At 48.9% G+C, this 16277-nt stretch carries 12 protein-coding genes and 8 tRNA genes; 11 read left to right on the top strand and 9 right to left on the bottom strand.

Annotation, left to right across the window (positions count from 1 at the left end; all coding sequences use genetic code 11):
• Positions 1 to 44: 44 nt before the first annotated feature.
• Complete coding sequence (locus CWB98_RS05065; RefSeq protein WP_138543877.1) at positions 45 to 1574, top strand: response regulator; 1530 nt, start codon at positions 45 to 47, stop codon at positions 1572 to 1574.
• A 42-nt stretch (positions 1575 to 1616) separates the two neighbouring features.
• Here the strand turns inward: CWB98_RS05065 and cysZ are convergent, their stop codons facing one another.
• Positions 1617 to 2345 carry a sulfate transporter CysZ gene (cysZ, locus tag CWB98_RS05060; protein ID WP_138543876.1) on the bottom strand — a complete coding sequence of 243 codons (729 nt, stop codon included), beginning with the start codon at positions 2343 to 2345 and terminating at the stop codon, positions 1617 to 1619.
• Between the two features lie 254 nt (positions 2346 to 2599).
• Here cysZ and CWB98_RS05055 point away from each other — a divergent pair, with 254 nt between their 5' ends.
• Entirely contained in the window at positions 2600 to 2875 is a 276-nt protein-coding gene (locus CWB98_RS05055; protein WP_138543875.1) for a hypothetical protein, read from the top strand.
• A 221-nt stretch (positions 2876 to 3096) separates the two neighbouring features.
• Entirely contained in the window at positions 3097 to 3699 is a 603-nt protein-coding gene (locus CWB98_RS05050) for a hypothetical protein (RefSeq protein WP_138543874.1), read from the top strand.
• 133 nt (positions 3700 to 3832) lie between these two features.
• Here CWB98_RS05050 and CWB98_RS05045 read toward each other — a convergent pair whose 3' ends face one another.
• Positions 3833 to 4129 (bottom strand): hypothetical protein, encoded by a 297-nt coding sequence (locus tag CWB98_RS05045; protein WP_138543873.1) that lies wholly within the window; start codon positions 4127 to 4129, stop codon positions 3833 to 3835.
• Positions 4130 to 4263: 134 nt separating this feature from the next.
• On the opposite strand from CWB98_RS05045, the gene CWB98_RS05040 reads away from it, so the two are divergent.
• From CWB98_RS05040 to msrB, 6 genes are all read left to right on the top strand, one after another.
• Entirely contained in the window at positions 4264 to 4995 is a 732-nt protein-coding gene (locus CWB98_RS05040) for a TrmH family RNA methyltransferase (protein ID WP_138543872.1), read from the top strand.
• A 48-nt stretch (positions 4996 to 5043) separates the two neighbouring features.
• Positions 5044 to 8451 (top strand): AAA family ATPase, encoded by a 3408-nt coding sequence (locus tag CWB98_RS05035; RefSeq protein WP_138543871.1) that lies wholly within the window; start codon positions 5044 to 5046, stop codon positions 8449 to 8451.
• Between the two features lie 16 nt (positions 8452 to 8467).
• On the top strand, positions 8468 to 9181 hold the full coding sequence (gene zipA / locus CWB98_RS05030; protein WP_138543870.1) for a cell division protein ZipA: 714 nt from the start codon (positions 8468 to 8470) through the stop codon (positions 9179 to 9181).
• An 81-nt stretch (positions 9182 to 9262) separates the two neighbouring features.
• Positions 9263 to 11284 (top strand): NAD-dependent DNA ligase LigA, encoded by a 2022-nt coding sequence (gene ligA / locus CWB98_RS05025; protein WP_138543869.1) that lies wholly within the window; start codon positions 9263 to 9265, stop codon positions 11282 to 11284.
• 208 nt (positions 11285 to 11492) lie between these two features.
• The gene (locus CWB98_RS05020; RefSeq protein ID WP_138543868.1) at positions 11493 to 11978 is read left to right on the top strand and encodes a DUF2919 family protein; all 486 of its coding nucleotides are present in this window, start codon (positions 11493 to 11495) and stop codon (positions 11976 to 11978) included.
• A gap of 171 nt (positions 11979 to 12149) precedes the next feature.
• Positions 12150 to 12605, top strand: coding sequence for a peptide-methionine (R)-S-oxide reductase MsrB (gene msrB / locus CWB98_RS05015; RefSeq protein WP_138543867.1), 456 nt, complete (start codon positions 12150 to 12152; stop codon positions 12603 to 12605).
• A 28-nt stretch (positions 12606 to 12633) separates the two neighbouring features.
• On the opposite strand, the gene CWB98_RS05010 is transcribed toward msrB, so the two are convergent.
• From CWB98_RS05010 to CWB98_RS04980, 7 genes are all read right to left on the bottom strand, one after another.
• Positions 12634 to 14268 (bottom strand): response regulator, encoded by a 1635-nt coding sequence (locus tag CWB98_RS05010; protein ID WP_138543866.1) that lies wholly within the window; start codon positions 14266 to 14268, stop codon positions 12634 to 12636.
• A gap of 341 nt (positions 14269 to 14609) precedes the next feature.
• Positions 14610 to 14685 (bottom strand) — tRNA-Val (locus CWB98_RS05005).
• Between the two features lie 34 nt (positions 14686 to 14719).
• Positions 14720 to 14795: transfer RNA gene (locus CWB98_RS05000), tRNA-Val, on the bottom strand.
• A gap of 115 nt (positions 14796 to 14910) precedes the next feature.
• Positions 14911 to 14986, bottom strand: a tRNA-Val gene (locus CWB98_RS04995).
• A gap of 24 nt (positions 14987 to 15010) precedes the next feature.
• Positions 15011 to 15086, bottom strand: a tRNA-Val gene (locus CWB98_RS04990).
• 63 nt (positions 15087 to 15149) lie between these two features.
• Positions 15150 to 15225, bottom strand: a tRNA-Val gene (locus CWB98_RS04985).
• 95 nt (positions 15226 to 15320) lie between these two features.
• Positions 15321 to 15396: transfer RNA gene (locus CWB98_RS04980), tRNA-Val, on the bottom strand.
• A 598-nt stretch (positions 15397 to 15994) separates the two neighbouring features.
• Here CWB98_RS04980 and CWB98_RS04975 point away from each other — a divergent pair.
• Positions 15995 to 16070, top strand: a tRNA-Ala gene (locus CWB98_RS04975).
• 71 nt (positions 16071 to 16141) lie between these two features.
• A tRNA-Glu gene (locus CWB98_RS04970) sits at positions 16142 to 16217 on the top strand.
• Positions 16218 to 16277: the final 60 nt, after the last annotated feature.

The following is a 16277-nucleotide window of genomic DNA, read 5'->3' as shown; positions in this document are numbered from 1 at the left end:
TGTGCCAAGCCTCATGGTGAGGTAATGAGCTTTAGGAGAGAAGAATGGATAATGGCAGTGCAGTAACCACTATGACTATCCTGGTTGTTGAGGCGCACGAAACCATTCGTTCTATGGTGGCCAACATTGTTACGGGCCTTGGGCGAGTCAATGTGCTACAGAGCCCCAATGGTGCAGACGCACTGGATAAGCTGCAATATCAGGATATCCATCTCATAATCGCCGACTGGATGTTGCCCAAGCTCGCGGGTATCGACTTGCTGAAAGAAGTCAGAAAAAATCCACGCACTGCAGCGATTCCTTTTGTCATGACTGCCACGTCCATTCAGCAATCTCAGGTGTTGCAGGCCATCAAATGTGGTGTGTCTGAATATGTGGTCAAACCCTTTTCCAGCAAAATTATGTTGGAGCGCCTGCGCCGGGCACTCAATAAGCCGGTCAGGCCCTATCATGGAGAAATGAGCGAAGAAGACACCGTTGTAGAGCAGCCTATTCAAGTGCTGGTGGTTGATGATGTGGCAGACAATATTAAAATCATCGGTGATGTACTGCGTAAAGAATACAAAGTCAAAGCGGCGTTGAGCGGTGCAAAGGCTTTGCAGATCTGCGCTGCAGAGCCGCAACCTGATCTGGTTTTACTGGATATTATGATGCCGGGTATGGATGGGCTGGAGGTCTGCCGTCGCCTTAAAGGCGACCCCCACACCCAACATATTACCGTGATTTTTCTTACCGCGCTGGAGCAAACTGAGCACGTTGTGCGAGGGCTTGAACTGGGGGCGGTCGACTATATTACCAAGCCGGCCAACCCATCGGTGGTTAAATCCCGGGTGCGAGCGCACTGCCGTAATATAGAATCGAATCGTCTGATGCGCGCACAGATAGACGCCATGCTGGACAATGCAAGATTGCGAGATGAGTTTGACAGTCTGACGCAGACCAATCTTGCCAAACCTGTGTCGGATATTCGCAGTTCAACGGCGATGTTGGCCAGGCACATTAAAGACCCGGAGCGTGCCAGGCGTTATCTTAGCTTTATTCAGCATAGCTGTTTACGGCTTCAGCACGCTATGGACAGTATGTCAGCGTTGGCAAAAATTGAAGCCAATGAGTACCGCCTCAATCCGGTCACTCACCCTTTGCACAAAGTCATAGAAGCTGTACTGGAAGACTTGGCCCCGTTGGTTGAAGAATCTAAAGTTCAGCTGCGTACTGTGGTGTCTAAGGATTTACTGTTTTTTGGTGAGCCTGCGCTGTGTTACACCTTATTTCATAATCTTATCACCAACGCATTGGAAGCCGTGAATACAAAACCGTTGGTCACCATCAGTGCGCAACCTGCTGAGCAGCAACTCACGGTGATCATCCAAAACCCCGATCCGGTGCCGGACGATGTCAGAACGCGTTTTTTCGATAAATTTGTGACTTATGGTAAGCCTGACAGAGCAGGTGTGGGTACTTACACCGCCAAACTGCTCGCCGAAGCGCAGCAGGGCCAGATAGAATTTAACACCGATGAGCAAAGAGGCACCGAGGTGACGGTCAGTTTGCCGTTAGGAGAAAAGGCAAACTAGCCTCTTGGGCAGCATCTGTGCCCAAGAGTAAAATGCGCGTGGCTAATCGCGAAATTGGGTGCGGTAATTCTCGACCCACAGTTTGGTTGCGCCACACACCGCCGCCGGCATCACAATCAGATTAACAATCGGAATGCTGGTTAATACCATGACTGCAAACCCAAAACCATAAGACAAGCCCTGATTTGCTTTTAAAGTGTCTTTCATCTGTTTGAAAGAGATTTTGTGGTTATCGAAGGGGTAGTCGTTGTACTGCACATTGTACATCCAGCAAGAAAACAACACCCAGAGTATCTGGCCAATGAAGGGGAGCATCCACAGCAGGATGAAAAAGCCGATAGCACGCGGCAGGTAGTAAACCAGCTTGCTCCATTCTCGGCCCAGCATGCGCGGCACATCTTTTACTAAATCGGCGAAGCCATCATCGTTAATTTTTTGTCCGGTCAGATGTAGTTCGACTTTTTCGGATAACAAGCCATTAAATGGCGCTGCAATAAAGTTGGTGATAACAGTAAACACCATGCTGTAACTGAATAAAATCACTAGCACGGCAATGGGCCACATTAACCATTCCAGCCAGCTTAGCCAGTCAGGCAGTAATTCATTCAGGTAGGCAAAGCCTTGTGTCAGCCAGTCATACAGGAAAAACAACGAGCCGCCAAATAGCAACACATTGATAAGCAAAGGAATAAATACAAAGCGTTTAAGTCCTTTTTGGCTCAGTAAGGAAAAGCCCGCGACAAAATACTCCATACCTTTGGTCAGTTGCATTGAAATACCTCTGTATTTAAAGTTTTATGCCCATTATAAGGTCAGGTCGACAAAAAATGGCAGCCTGTTGAGTAACAAATTGTGCACGCCTTGCCATCTTATTGTCTTTGCGAAGGTTTCCCGTTAACCCGGCAAAATGGATCTGGTGCACTCTGGGGTTAGGAGAAATAAATTTACAGATTATTGCGCTTTGCTGGTTGAAACCGCACTTGCTTGCCTATACATTCAAATTATCGTCCTCGGGGAGTTTGCTCATGCAATCGCGTTTTTGGTTATTAGCATTGTGTCTGATGGTGTCACTGACAGTGAACGCCGCCGGCAACAGTGCGTCAGTCAAAACTGCGCAACTGGTAGAGCTTTTATCTGACCCTGACGAAGATAAGCTAGACTGCGACTCCGACATTCCAATGCCAGGCTCTGCCAATCTGGAAAATGTGCAGCCAGCTCGCAATTTCCCGGATAGCGTCCGCTTATACCACCCGCTTACTTACTATCATCAGGGGATCAGAGCCCCACCTGTTTCAGCCTAATATACGCATTTTTATATTTGAATTTTGCACGCCTGATAGGCTGTGCCGTGATGTGCTTAATGTCAGCGCTGCTTGTGGCAAGTAGCTGGCAATGACCCATGCGTAAAGACTTCTCGCCAAGTGAGAGCGTATAAACCCAGCGTGTTATTGCCGGGGTTGATTTATCTTTGCTTGGCCAGGTGTTTAATCGCATTGGTATATTCCCGAAACAGAGGTGAATAATGAATACGTTTAACAGACTGAATGCGCTTGATGTGACTGCTGATGTTCCTGTCCAGGCCAACCCCTTACTGAGTGCAGCTGAAGAGAATGGGCTTGATCGCCTGTCGGTATCGGCACAAAAGTATATGCACAATCTGGATGGCCAGAGTGCAGTGTATCTGGACCTGGATACCAGTGTTGATGATGCCACGCTGGTACTGAACAAAACTCATGTGGCCTCCATGTTTGTGGCTCAGGATGGCGTATTGCTGGGGATCATTTCCCAGGCCCGACTGGGCAGTCGACATATCTTAAAAGAAGCTCAGTTGCGCGGCTGTCAGCGCAGCGATCTTGTTGTCAGCGACGTTATGCTGCCGCTTAAAACACTCAAACAGATAAGTCTGACCGATCTGCGTACAGCGCGCTCTGGTGATGTACTAGTGACCATGGAAGCACATGGCCTTGATTACTTGCTGGTAACCGCACCTGAAACAGGCCGGATCTGTGGCTACTTTGATTTGGTGGAGTTGATAAAAGTAGGTGGTCGTTCAGTTAATCAGCTGCGCCCGGCTGAACACTTTAATGACATTGTGGTATCTGTGCTGCACCACAGTGAACGGTAATACCAATCAGCTCAACATAGTCCAACCGATTTATTTCCTAAAGTTAATGTAAATTAACGCCAAGGCACCTGAGGGTGCCTTTTTTATACCAATTTGCCCCTATAAATTGAATATGTATTAAGTGAAGTGGGTACTACTCAGGAAATTTAACGCCGTGACGTTTGGCATACCAGTAACACAACGGCAGTTCAATCAGGGTAAAGGAAATCACGGTAAACCAGGCCCAGTTCACCTCAAATAAGACCAAAGAAAAAGATAATCCTGAGTCATAGTAGACAGAGCCGACAATAGCCAGCGAAACGGCGGTCGCTATCAAATCCTGAATCGAGACCTTTTTTAAATCATTACCAGCGTAACGCGGATAAATGACAAAGTAGGCCAGGCATAAAATAATGACGTTGAGCAGGATGACCTGGAGTTCAATGGACATAAATACAACTTATAGATATGAAGAAGTCCCTATTTTAAGGCGTGCAATGGCGCTTTGGCAAGCAAGCAGATGGATGACTCTGCCTTTTCTGTGATATTGCGGTTATACTTCGCGGGTAAACCAATGAGGTAGGTATGCTGTCGAAAAATCAACAAAAGCTGCTCCGCGCTCTGGCGCAAAAAAAATATCGTAAACAATATGGCCAATACCTGGTACAGGGTGCCAAAAATGTGCAGGAGCTGCTGAGCGCGGGCAAGCCGGTGAAACAGATCTTTGCCACTGCGGAGTTTATTGCCGACCATCAGTTGCTGTTGAATAATCATGAAGTAGTGACGTGTGATGAGGCCGAGCTGAGTAAAGTCAGTACTCTGGTCAGTAACAATGCAGCCATTGCCATTGCTGAGACAGAGCCGCAAGCTGAGTTGAATACCCAAGGGCTGGTCCTGGCGCTGGACGGCGTCTCCGACCCCGGCAACTTGGGCACCATTATTCGTGTTGCGGACTGGTATGGTTTGCGCCAGATTGTGCTCAGTGAACACTGTGCCGACCACCTTAACCCCAAAGTGATCAGTGCAACTATGGGCTCTTTTGCCCGGGTTGAGGTGATCAGAACCGATTTATGCGCGCTGCTAAAAGCCTACGATGGGCCGATTTATGGGGCGTTTCTGGAAGGTCAAAGCGTGCATACTATTTCATTTGCCACGCGAGGTATTTTGGTGATGGGCAGCGAATCGCATGGTATCAGCGCTGCCGTAGCTGAGCATATTAACCAGCCCATTACTATCCCGGCTTTTGGCGGTGCGGAGTCGCTGAATGTGGCGATGGCCACGGGGATCATCCTTGATAACATGAAACGCCATGGGTAAGGTAGACTGACCTTGAACTATTGCGTTTGTCATTAGGCTGTTGTTTTTATGCGCCTGAGCAGCATTAAACTAGCCGGTTTTAAATCCTTTGTAGAGCCGACTAAAATCCCTTTCCCGGAGCCTATGACCTGTGTTGTTGGCCCTAATGGGTGTGGCAAGTCCAACGTGATCGATGCCGTGCGTTGGGTGCTGGGGGAAAGCTCCGCTAAAAACCTGCGTGGCGATGCCATGACGGACGTGATCTTCAATGGCTCGACTCATCGTAAGCCGGTATCCCAGGCCTCTGTAGAGCTGCTCTTTGACAACACTCAGGGGCGTTTGCCCGGCTCTATGGCAGATCGTACTCAGGTTGCAATTAAGCGGCTGGTGACTCGGGACGGTCAGTCACTGTACTTTCTCAATGGCAGTAAATGCCGTAAACGTGACATTACCGATATTTTCCTTGGCACTGGCCTGGGTCCGCGCAGTTATGCCATCATTGAGCAGGGGATGATCTCGCGTCTGATAGAGAGCAAACCGCAGGAATTACGCATCTTTTTGGAAGAAGCCGCCGGGGTGTCCAAGTATAAAGAGCGTCGTCGGGAAACTCAGACGCGGATCAAAAGCACCAGAGAAAATCTGGAACGTCTGCTGGATATGCGTCAGGAGCTGCAAAATCAGCTCGACAGATTGGCTAAACAGGCCGAGGCTGCACGTCAGTACCGTGATCTTAAGGCTCAGGAACGCACCCTGAAAGGCCAGCTGGCAGTGCTAAAATGGCAGGAACTGCATACCAAGCAGCGGGAAAAAACCAGCCAGATAGCTAAGTTAAACGGCAAACTGACTTTTTTAGAGCAAGCCCATGGCGGACATGACGATGTACTGGCAAGCTTTGAGCAGCAGGTGACCCACTTCAGTGATGCGCAGGCTGAATTACAGCAGCAACTTCACAACACACAAACCCAGCTAACGCGCATTGAACAGCAGAAGATCCACCTGAGCGAAAAACGCCGTGAACTGGCAGATAAACAAATTCAGTTGAGCGAAGAAATTGCGCAGGCTCAGGCGCTATATGAACAACAACAGCAACATTGCGCAGAGCTTGCTGAGCAATGTGAAGTGCATGAGGAAGCAACGCAGATCAGTGCCGAAAAGCTGGCTGAAAGTGAATTACTGATCGATGAAAAAGCGCAACAAGTGCAAGCACACGAAGCGGCGGATCAGGCGACACAGCAGGCACTGGATAGGGCACGCCAACATACTCAGCAGTGCCACCTGGCAGTACAAAGGATGACACAACAACAACAGCACCTGATGCAGCGGCAGGAACAGCTGGCGCAACAGCTGGCGCAGCATAGTACACAGAACCCTGACGAGGCGCTGACGCAGCAACAAAAAGCGCATCAGGAACTGGTGCATACCATGGCCATTTCGCAACAGGAAAACCAGCGCCTTAGCACTGAGTTGCAGCGCCTGAGCGAGGCAAAAGCGGCATTGCAGCAAAAGCTTCAGACGCAACAAGTCAGGCTTGGACAGGCGCAGGCCCAGGTTCAGGCGCTGGAAAAGCTCACCCATGCTCAGCAAGGTGACAGTCAGGACGCGCCAGGTGAACCATTGCTCAGTGTACTGAGAGTTGAGCCAGGTCTGGAAGCGATTGTAGAGCGCGCCATGCTGGGGCTTGGATCGCTTCGGATCACCAAACAAGACTACGTCAATCGTATCTGGGCAGCTCAGGTCGATGAAAAAACGCCGGACAGTGTAGCGACCCTCATTCACTCTGAGATTTACCCGGACTTTCTAAATCAGATCGAATGGCTGGGAGAGGCTCGCCAGTTCAATGCGCGTCTACCATTCTTTGCCGCTATTGATAACGAGGGGAATTTGTATGGCGGTAACTGGCTGGTGCAGGAGGAAGAGGGACAGTCTGGAAGTTTGCTGGCCCATTACAGTGAGCTGCGGGCTCACAAGGCCGCATTGCCGGAAATTGAAGCGCAGCTGAGTGAGCTGGAGGCGGCGTTAAGCCCCTTGAATTCGTCAGTGGAACAGTGCTCGCAGCAGCTCGAAGCGAACAAGCAAGCGGTCCATGAGGCGGCCAAACAGGTGGCCAGCAGCCAGACCCGGGTGGATATGTTACTCGCTCAGCAAGTCAGTTGGCAGCAACAAAGCAGCCAGCTTGAAGGCAATCAACGTGAGCTGGATGAGCAAAGTGAACTGCTGGTGGCTCAGCTCGAAGAAAGTGAACAGACCCTTTGGCAAGCCGAGGAAGCACAGGAGCAGTTACAACAGCAGTTGAATCAGCAAAACGAATCCCTTGAAGCACTCAAACGGGCACATCAGCACCAGCAACAGCAGCAGCGCGACATTCAGCAGCAGTACCATCAGGCCAAAATGAAGCTTCAACAGGCGCAAAGTGATGCACAACTGGGTCAGACCAAACTCAGCCACCTGGCGCAAAGTTTGAAGCAGGGCACTGAGGCGCAGGCTCAGGTACAGCAGCAACTAAGCAGCTGCGATGAGCCCGGAGTCGAGCTGGAGCAACAGCAAACCGAGCTGCTGATCCGTTATACTGAACTGGAGCAGGCAGCAAAGGAAACGGCTGCAAAGCTGAGTGAAGCAAAACAGCAACTCGCGGACAAGCAGCTGGCACTCAAAGATGCCCAGACACAAAGCGCGCAGCTCAAAGAGCAACGCCAGCAGTTAGCACTGCAGGAGCAAAGCCTGATGGTGAAGGCGCAAGCTGCACTTGAACCCTTAACTGAGCTTCGTCAGACACTTAAAGAAGTATTAGCACAGCTTCCGGAAGATGCGCAGGCCAGCAGTCATCAGGGCAAGCTGACTCGGATTGGACAGCAGCTGAGTTTGCTCGGTGCAGTTAACCTTGCAGCGATTGAAGAATTTGATGAGGCACAGCAGCGTAAGCGCTATCTTGATGAACAACTGGAAGATCTCAGCGCGGCACTTGACACGCTGGAAGGCGCCATTCGTAAGATAGACCGCGAGACACGTAGCCGTTTTAAAACTACTTTTGATCAGGTTAATCAGGACCTGGCGGAGCTGTTTCCCAAAGTATTTGGCGGTGGCAGTGCCTACCTGGAATTGACCAGTGATGATCTGTTAGAAAGCGGTGTAACCATCATGGCAAGACCGCCGGGTAAGAAAAACTCGACAATTCATCTGTTAAGTGGTGGAGAAAAAGCCCTGACCGCATTATCATTGGTATTTTCAATATTTAGACTAAATCCGGCTCCTTTTTGTATGCTGGATGAAGTAGATGCACCGCTGGACGATGCGAACGTTGGACGCTTCTGCCGACTGGTCGAAGAAATGTCGCAAACGGTGCAGTTTATTTACATCAGCCACAACAAAGTCGCAATGGAAATGGCGGGCCGGCTGACGGGGGTAACCATGGCGGAACCCGGGGTTTCACGTATGGTTGCCGTAGACATAGAACAAGCAGTGCAAATGGCGCATGCATAATAAGTAAAGGTGAGCAATGGCCACAGAATTAAGATGGGCATTAATCGTGATCAGTGCACTGATCATTGGTGGATTATTGATACATGGCTTATGGTCGGTAAGAAAAAAAGAAAACCAGGACACCGATAACCCCGCAGCCAACAAGAAGCCCGCAGCCGCGCCTCAGCCGCAGCGCGAGGAAGAACCACAACTGGATGAAATGAGCTTTTCTGCCGTCGATGAAGACAAAGAGCCGACGTCGACTGAAGAGCATACAGAAGCCTCAGAGGTGGCGGCGGAACAGGCCGACACTGAGCAGCAAGCGCCGCAAGAGATTGCGCCGCAGGACTTTATTATTTTGCACATTGACATGCCAGAAGGCCTGACCATGGCAGGCTCTAAGCTGTTGCCCAGTGTGTTGAGCCTGGGCTTTAAGTACTCGGATGAAGGCTTTTTCAATCGCCACGTAGAGTCATCCGGTAATGGCCCAGTCTTGTTCCGGTTAGTAAATATGTATAACCCGGGCACATTCGATATCGATAATATGGAACAGTTCAACACCGGAGGCGTTAGCCTGTTTATGACGCTGCCTTGCGAAGGCGACAGCATGGCGGCGTTCAATATGCTTCACAGCGCTGCGAAAAAGTTGGCCGATGAATTTGGTGCCAGTGTGCTGGACAGCAATCGTGAGCCACTCACTGTGAATACCACCCGTGCCTATGTTGAAAAGGTACGTGAATATACCGTTTAAGCGTTAATACTGCCTACGGGCATAGACGCGATAGAGCCACGGACTTAGGTCCGTGGCTTTTTGTGTTATTAAGAGGTTGTAATGTCAGAAACTATCAGCAAACAAATCAATGAATTAAGACAACAGTTGGAAAGTTATAACTACCAATACTATGTCTTGGATCAGCCTTCTGTACCCGATGCCGAATATGATCGGGTAATGCGCACTCTGATTGAGCTGGAAACCCAGCACCCTGACTATCTAACCCCGGACTCCCCCTCTCAGAAAGTGGGAGGTGCTGCGCTGAGTAAATTTGAGCAGGTTACGCACCAGGTCCCTATGTTGTCTCTGGACAATGCATTTGATGAGGCTGAGTTCAATGCCTTTAATCGTCGCATCAAAGAGCGCCTGTTGCACAACGACGAGCTGGATTTTTGTTGCGAGCCAAAGCTGGATGGTCTGGCCGTGTCTATTCTCTACCGCGATGGTATGCTGGTTCAGGCCGCAACCCGTGGTGATGGTCAGGTAGGTGAAAATATCACCGAAAACGTGAAAACCATACGTAACATTCCGCTGCGTTTGTTTGGTGACAATATTCCGGCTGAGCTGGAAGTACGTGGTGAAGTCTTTATGGACAAGGCCGGCTTTGCACGACTAAATGAAACCGCAGCAAAGCGTGATGAAAAAACCTTTGCTAACCCGCGTAACGCAGCGGCGGGTAGCCTGCGTCAGCTGGATCCTAAAATAACCGCCAAACGCCCGCTGATGTTTTACGCCTATTCTATGGGCGTAGTGCAGGGCGCTGAGCTGGCTGATACCCATTATGCGCAATTGCAGCAGTTAAAAGACTGGGGCTTGCCCATGTGCCCGCAAACTAAGCGGGTAACAGGCGCGAGTGCCGCTTATCAATACTACGAAGCCATTATGGCCGAGCGTGACGCGTTGCCGTATGAAATTGATGGCGTGGTAATCAAGGTTGATAATAAACCGTTTCAGGAGCAGCTGGGCTTTGTTGCGCGTGCACCACGCTGGGCCATTGCATTTAAATTCCCGGCACAGGAAGAATTAACGCAGTTGCTGGATGTGGAGTTTCAGGTGGGCCGGACCGGCGCCATCACGCCGGTTGCGCGGCTGGAGCCGGTATTTGTTGGCGGCGTGACCGTCTCGAATGCGACTTTGCACAACCGTGACGAAATCGACCGTCTGGGTGTCAAAGTGGGCGATACCGTGATCATCCGACGCGCCGGTGATGTGATCCCGCAGATCACCCAGGTGGTACTGGAAAAAAGGCCTGAAGGTGCGCGCGATATCACTTTCCCGGATACCTGTCCGGTATGTGATTCCCACGTTGAACGAGTTGAAGGTGAAGCCGTTGCGCGTTGCACCGGTGGTCTGGTGTGCCGCGCACAACGCAAAGAAGCGATAAAGCACTTTGCGTCGCGTAAGGCACTGGACATCGACGGACTGGGCGACAAGATTGTTGAGCAACTGGTTGAGCGGGAACTGATCACCACGCCTGCGGAATTGTTTACCCTGCGTCAGGGCCATTTTGAGTCATTGGAGCGCATGGGCCCTAAATCAGCCAAGAACCTGGTAGGCGCGCTTGAAGAGGCCAAACAAACGACCTTGGCCAAGTTTTTATATGCCCTTGGGATCCGCGAAGTGGGCGAAGCTACGGCACAAAACCTGGCAAATCACTATCTGACGCTTGAAAAGGTGATGAATGCCTCCATTGAGAGTCTACAGGAAGTGAGTGATGTGGGTGTCGTCGTTGCCCAGCATATTCATGCGTTTTTCAGTGAACCACACAATCAAAAAGTGGTGAGTGACTTGCTTGAGCAAGGGTTGCACTGGCCTGAAATTGAGGCAAAAGCAGAAAGTGAACAGCCACTGGCTGGCCTGACTTACGTGCTGACGGGGACGCTGAGCCAGCTTAACCGCAACGACGCTAAAGCGCGATTGCAGGCGCTCGGGGCCAAAGTGTCAGGCAGTGTCTCGAAAAACACTCATGCGCTGGTTGCAGGCGAAAAAGCGGGGTCTAAGCTAACTAAGGCGCAAGACCTTGGGATCGATATCCTGGATGAAGCAGCACTGATTGCATTGCTTGACTCACATCAGGGCTAATACCAATTTCACTTAATACCTGTTCAATTTGAAGGAGCAAATAGGGCGCTAACGGTGTTAAAAATCTCTCATTTAGAACAACTAAATAGCGAAATTTTTGCCTAGTTATCGACCTTATTTTCTCGCCTCAAAATAGAACACTTAATTAAGCAAATTGGTATAAACAACAGGCGGGCTGATTAGCCCGTCATCAAATAAGAGAAGTGATATGAGCAAGTTACAGGCTGGGTATGGGCCCGAGTACTGGGATAAATACGGGGTATATCGCACGCCTGTTGGATTTAATCTGACCTTGTTGGTGTTGCTCAGGCCGTTTTTTCTGTGGCTGATGTCTGCGCTGACCTGGCGTCCGGATCTCGACCTCATGTCATTATTTTTCTATTCGAAGCAACACTTTTTTGTGGCGGTCTCAATTGCCAGTTTGGCTCTGTTGCCAACCATTGTGTTTTCATTGCGCCGACCAACCAGCTCGCAGAAACTTGCCGTTGTCTGGCGTCATATGCGCTGGCCTTTGTTGCTTGCTGCCTGCTTAGATTTGGCGTGGCTGGGGATGCAAATTGTTCAGGCGCACTATCAATTCTCTTTTTATCTGGCTATTCAGGCGGTACTCGTCTCTTGGGTAATTTTGTATTTACTTAAAAGTCGATACTTAACGTGTTTTTTTGGGGATTGGCCTGAACCTGAAAATAATTGACTTGACGCTGACGAGCTGACAACTAAACATTAGGGCGAATGTGGCTTTCATACTGGCGTAAAAATATAACGTTAATCTGATCCGGATTAGCTTTTGACACTCTATAACAATAAGACAAATCTTAAGTGTTTGCCAATATGGAGTAACTCTACATCAACCGGAGAACGAGACATGTTGACTTGGCGAGATATTCTGCAATTCGCAGATAATGGCAACCCACAGCCCCCCAGGCGGGTTGAAAAAAACCTGATGCAGTGGCAAGCCATATTAGAACCTTCTGTATTTCATATTACCCGAAACCGCGGGACTGAGCGTCCATTCAGTTCACAAAGCTGTAGCGTTTTTTCCCCTGGTAAATATCACTGTGCTTGCTGTGATCAGCTCCTGTTCGATGCGGATGAGAAGTTTGATAGTGGTTCAGGCTGGCCTTCTTTCACCCAACCACACAGCGCAGATTCGGTCGCATACCGACTAGACAGATCGCACGGTATGGACAGAGTCGAGATAGTCTGTAATGTGTGTGATGCTCACCTTGGGCATGTATTTCCAGATGGCCCTAAGCCCAGCGGATTGCGCTATTGTGTGAATGCGCTGGCACTGAAAAAGCAAGAAGAGGGCACACACTAATCGCTTTTGCTTAGCAACTCCTGTTCAGTCAGGGTCTGAAATCCAGATTCATTTCTTCTAGTTGCGCCTGTAGTTTGTCAAATCGCTCTTGCTGTTCAGGCTCGAGCTGAGCTGCGCTCAGGGTTTTGTAGCATTTGGCCGCCAGGTTTGAGTTAAACGTAGCGGCTTTCTTTCCTGTTGCATCCGCGAGACACTGCAATAGATTCAGCGCAATGCTGGCGTTTTTAGGCATCACTCTAAAGGCCTGTGTAAAGGCTTCCAGCGCGACGTCGAGTTGCCCTTTCTGGAATTGTTTTACGGCATGGTTATTGAGTTCTTTGGGGCCCATTGTGATATGACGACGTTCATCTTGCTGTTGCTGAAGCAGGTGCATAAAAGTGGGATCGTCTTGCTGTTGGTGGCGCTCGCAGTGTGTGATTATCTGGCCAAATAGCGCCTCCGCCTTGTGCTGAAACCCCAGCTCATGGAACGCCTTCGCCTTGTCTAACGCTGCATCTACAGAACGGATCTGAGGCTCATCCTCCAGCTGCTCCATCAGTTGTCGCGCTTTGGTATGCTCATCTTTGAGGTAATGTAACCGAGCATTGAGCACGTCAATTTGAGTCTGGTTATTGGCATTGGGAAACTGCTTTTTGAGATCGCTCAGGTACTGCTGGGTCTGCCTGGTCAGGCGGGTGATCTGATCGTGTTGATCTGTGCTGAGTGCGAAATCAATCCCGGCACGGGCGGCATTTAAATAAACTTCAGGGCTATCGTGCATCGAAAAGCGAGCAAAATTGGCGATTTCTTTTTGTGCGTTGTAACTGCACTCATAATCATGATTGATGCGTGCGACTGTACTGAGTGACTTTTGCCTTTCAATATTGCGTGGCGCAATCTGTGAGGCCTGTACTAGCGACGCTTGTGCTTCCTCAAATTGGTTAAGCTTAAGCTCCAGACGAGACAATAAATCCAAAGCAGCCAGACGAGTCTCGCTTTTTTCGATCAGGGATTTCAGCATTTTCTGCGCCAGCATGTCTTCGTTATTTGCAATTAAGGTTTCCACAAGGCCGAGCTTGGCCCAGGTAAATTTTTGTAACTCGAGCATGGAGCGGTAGAACTGTTTGGCTTCATCATAATGTTTAAGCTTTAGCAGTGTTTCACCTTTGAGCTTAAGTAATATCGGGCTGTAAGCGTGCTCACCGCTTTCAAGCTCTGAGTTAATAAGTTTGAGTGCCTTAGAGTAGTTTTCGTCGTCAATCAGGTTATAGAGCGTTTTAAGACTACGCTTACGCTTTAAAACACGCTCGATGCGTGCTTTGAGCTCTTTAATGCTAAAAGGCTTTACCAGAAAGTCATCAGGCTGCAACTCAACAATACTGTGCACCAGTTCGGGGCTGGTTTCGGCTGAGGTAAAAATAAACCCGGTACTTTGGCGGATCAGACGCTTTTTTAGTAGCTCTTCGTAAAGCTGATAGCCATTTTGACGCTTGCTTAGGTCAAACGAGCAGATAATCAAATCGAATTTATGATGGATACAGCTTTCCTTTGCCAGTTGGGCATTTTCGGCAAACTGAACGTTTTTATAAGCCAGCTGGTCCAGCGACTGTTTAATGTAGCTCAGCGCCAGTTGCTGTTCTTCCACGATCAAAATTTTTGCATTTACAAAGGGTTGAACAGACATAAAGTGAAAGCTAAAGGAATAAACTCGGAATGCTTTTAGTCTAGTCGTTTATCTTTTCTTTTGAAACATAAGGATTAAAAAGCTTGGTAAGAATACAGAGAAAGTAGGGGACCTGGCATTGTTCTGGATGAGCGCGATGCCGCATCGACCAAAACACGCATGATAGAGCGAAAAATAAAAGAGTGTGGCTTATTGTGATATCTAAGTGATGGTGGGTTGTACTGGACTTACACCTGTGACCCTCGCCTTGGTAAGAATGAGCGCGATGCCGCAGCGACCAAAACACGGATGATAGAGCGAAAAATAAAAGAGTGTGAGTGATTGTGGTATTTTTTAAGTGATGGTGGGTTGTACTGGACTTGAACCAGTGACCCTCGCCTTGTAAGGGCGATGCTCTCCCAACTGAGCTAACAACCCATGCATAAATGCAGGAACAATACTCTAAAAGAAATGGTGGGTTGTACTGGACTTGAACCAGTGACCCTCGCCTTGTAAGGGCGATGCTCTCCCAACTGAGCTAACAACCCAGAGTATTTTTTGGCAATTAGTTTTTAAAATGGTGGTTTATACTGACTTTAATTCAGAACCCTTGCCTTGGTAAGAATGAGCGCGATGCTGCATCGACCAGGCCCACCAAATTAATGGTGGGTTGTACTGGACTTGAACCAGTGACCCTCGCCTTGTAAGGGCGATGCTCTCCCAACTGAGCTAACAACCCATCTTAAAATTTTGTCTTTAGTTATGGTGGGTTGTACTGGACTTGAACCAGTGACCCTCGCCTTGTAAGGGCGATGCTCTCCCAACTGAGCTAACAACCCATAACTATTCTGACTTTTGCGTATTGATCCATAATCTTTTGTTCTATATAGACAATAGAATTATGGTGGGTTGTACTGGACTTGAACCAGTGACCCTCGCCTTGTAAGGGCGATGCTCTCCCAACTGAGCTAACAACCCAATACGCTGTGTCAAATGTGAATGTCTATACTGACTTTCCCCAAATCTTGGTGAAAACTAAAGCGATGCTACATCGACCAAGTTCACCAAATTAGTGGTGGGTTGTACTGGACTTGAACCAGTGACCCTCGCCTTGTAAGGGCGATGCTCTCCCAACTGAGCTAACAACCCACATCCGAAACCAACAACACATTGCCGTGTCGTTGTGGGGCGCTATTATATGTTTCCTTTCAAAGGAGTCAACACAAAATCCTGATTTTTTATCTGTATGCTTCTTTTGTGTTCAGGTGTTCGTTTTTTAGGTATTTCTCTTCATTATATGCATAAGCGATATATTGCCCGCCAGGTAAAGTGGCCGGCGGGGTGGTGAAGATGTTGAGTGCTGTTTTTAGGCAGGAAGGTGGGCAGGGGGAAGTTAAAAGCATTTGTTTCGGGATGGAAATCCGCTTGCCAAAGAAATGAGTTGCCCAATGGATATCCAGGGCTTTTATCTGTGTCCAATTGAATGGCAGTCTAGGTCTCCTTGTTTAAAATACGGAGAGATCAAGTACAAGGATATGCATAATCGAGAATAGCTGGTTTTAAATTAAGCAAAAACAGGCACTTCTATTGATTGAACCGCTCAATTCGCTTATATTCTGTCCTCTTGGGGTGTTTTTGCAGCAGTTAGAAAAAACTTGCAGGAAAGGTGTTGACTTTGTTTTCTGTGATGCATAGAATGCGCCCCGCACTCAGCGATGTGGCGTTACAGTTTCATTGCTGTTGGTGAGGGGCTATAGCTCAGCTGGGAGAGCGCTTGCATGGCATGCAAGAGGTCGGCGGTTCGATCCCGCCTAGCTCCACCAAATTCAGTGCGTAAATGTCCTAGTGATATAATATTTGGAACTGGCTTCGAATGCTGCTTCTAAATGATTGTGTCCCCTTCGTCTAGAGGCCTAGGACACCGCCCTTTCACGGCGGTAACAGGGGTTCGAATCCCCTAGGGGACGCCACTTACTTTTTATAAATTAAAAAAAAGTATGGTAAGAGTATAAACAACCAGTCCTAGTGGC

The sequence above is a fragment of the Pseudoalteromonas rubra genome, from assembly GCF_005887115.1.
Classification (GTDB): domain Bacteria; phylum Pseudomonadota; class Gammaproteobacteria; order Enterobacterales; family Alteromonadaceae; genus Pseudoalteromonas; species Pseudoalteromonas rubra_F.
Note: the sequence above shows the minus strand (reverse complement) of the source record. Positions and strands in the feature narration are given on the sequence as shown.

Coding starts and splice junctions, on each gene's coding strand:
- CWB98_RS05045 (WP_138543873.1), bottom strand. CDS start 4,129: ATGTCCATTGAACTCCAGGTCATCCTGCTCAACGTCATTATTTTATGC.
- ligA (WP_138543869.1), top strand. CDS start 9,263: ATGTCAGAAACTATCAGCAAACAAATCAATGAATTAAGACAACAGTTG.
- CWB98_RS05055 (WP_138543875.1), top strand. CDS start 2,600: ATGCAATCGCGTTTTTGGTTATTAGCATTGTGTCTGATGGTGTCACTG.
- CWB98_RS05040 (WP_138543872.1), top strand. CDS start 4,264: ATGCTGTCGAAAAATCAACAAAAGCTGCTCCGCGCTCTGGCGCAAAAA.
- zipA (WP_138543870.1), top strand. CDS start 8,468: ATGGCCACAGAATTAAGATGGGCATTAATCGTGATCAGTGCACTGATC.
- cysZ (WP_138543876.1), bottom strand. CDS start 2,345: ATGCAACTGACCAAAGGTATGGAGTATTTTGTCGCGGGCTTTTCCTTA.
- CWB98_RS05035 (WP_138543871.1), top strand. CDS start 5,044: ATGCGCCTGAGCAGCATTAAACTAGCCGGTTTTAAATCCTTTGTAGAG.
- msrB (WP_138543867.1), top strand. CDS start 12,150: ATGTTGACTTGGCGAGATATTCTGCAATTCGCAGATAATGGCAACCCA.
- CWB98_RS05020 (WP_138543868.1), top strand. CDS start 11,493: ATGAGCAAGTTACAGGCTGGGTATGGGCCCGAGTACTGGGATAAATAC.
- CWB98_RS05050 (WP_138543874.1), top strand. CDS start 3,097: ATGAATACGTTTAACAGACTGAATGCGCTTGATGTGACTGCTGATGTT.
- CWB98_RS05010 (WP_138543866.1), bottom strand. CDS start 14,268: ATGTCTGTTCAACCCTTTGTAAATGCAAAAATTTTGATCGTGGAAGAA.
- CWB98_RS05065 (WP_138543877.1), top strand. CDS start 45: ATGGATAATGGCAGTGCAGTAACCACTATGACTATCCTGGTTGTTGAG.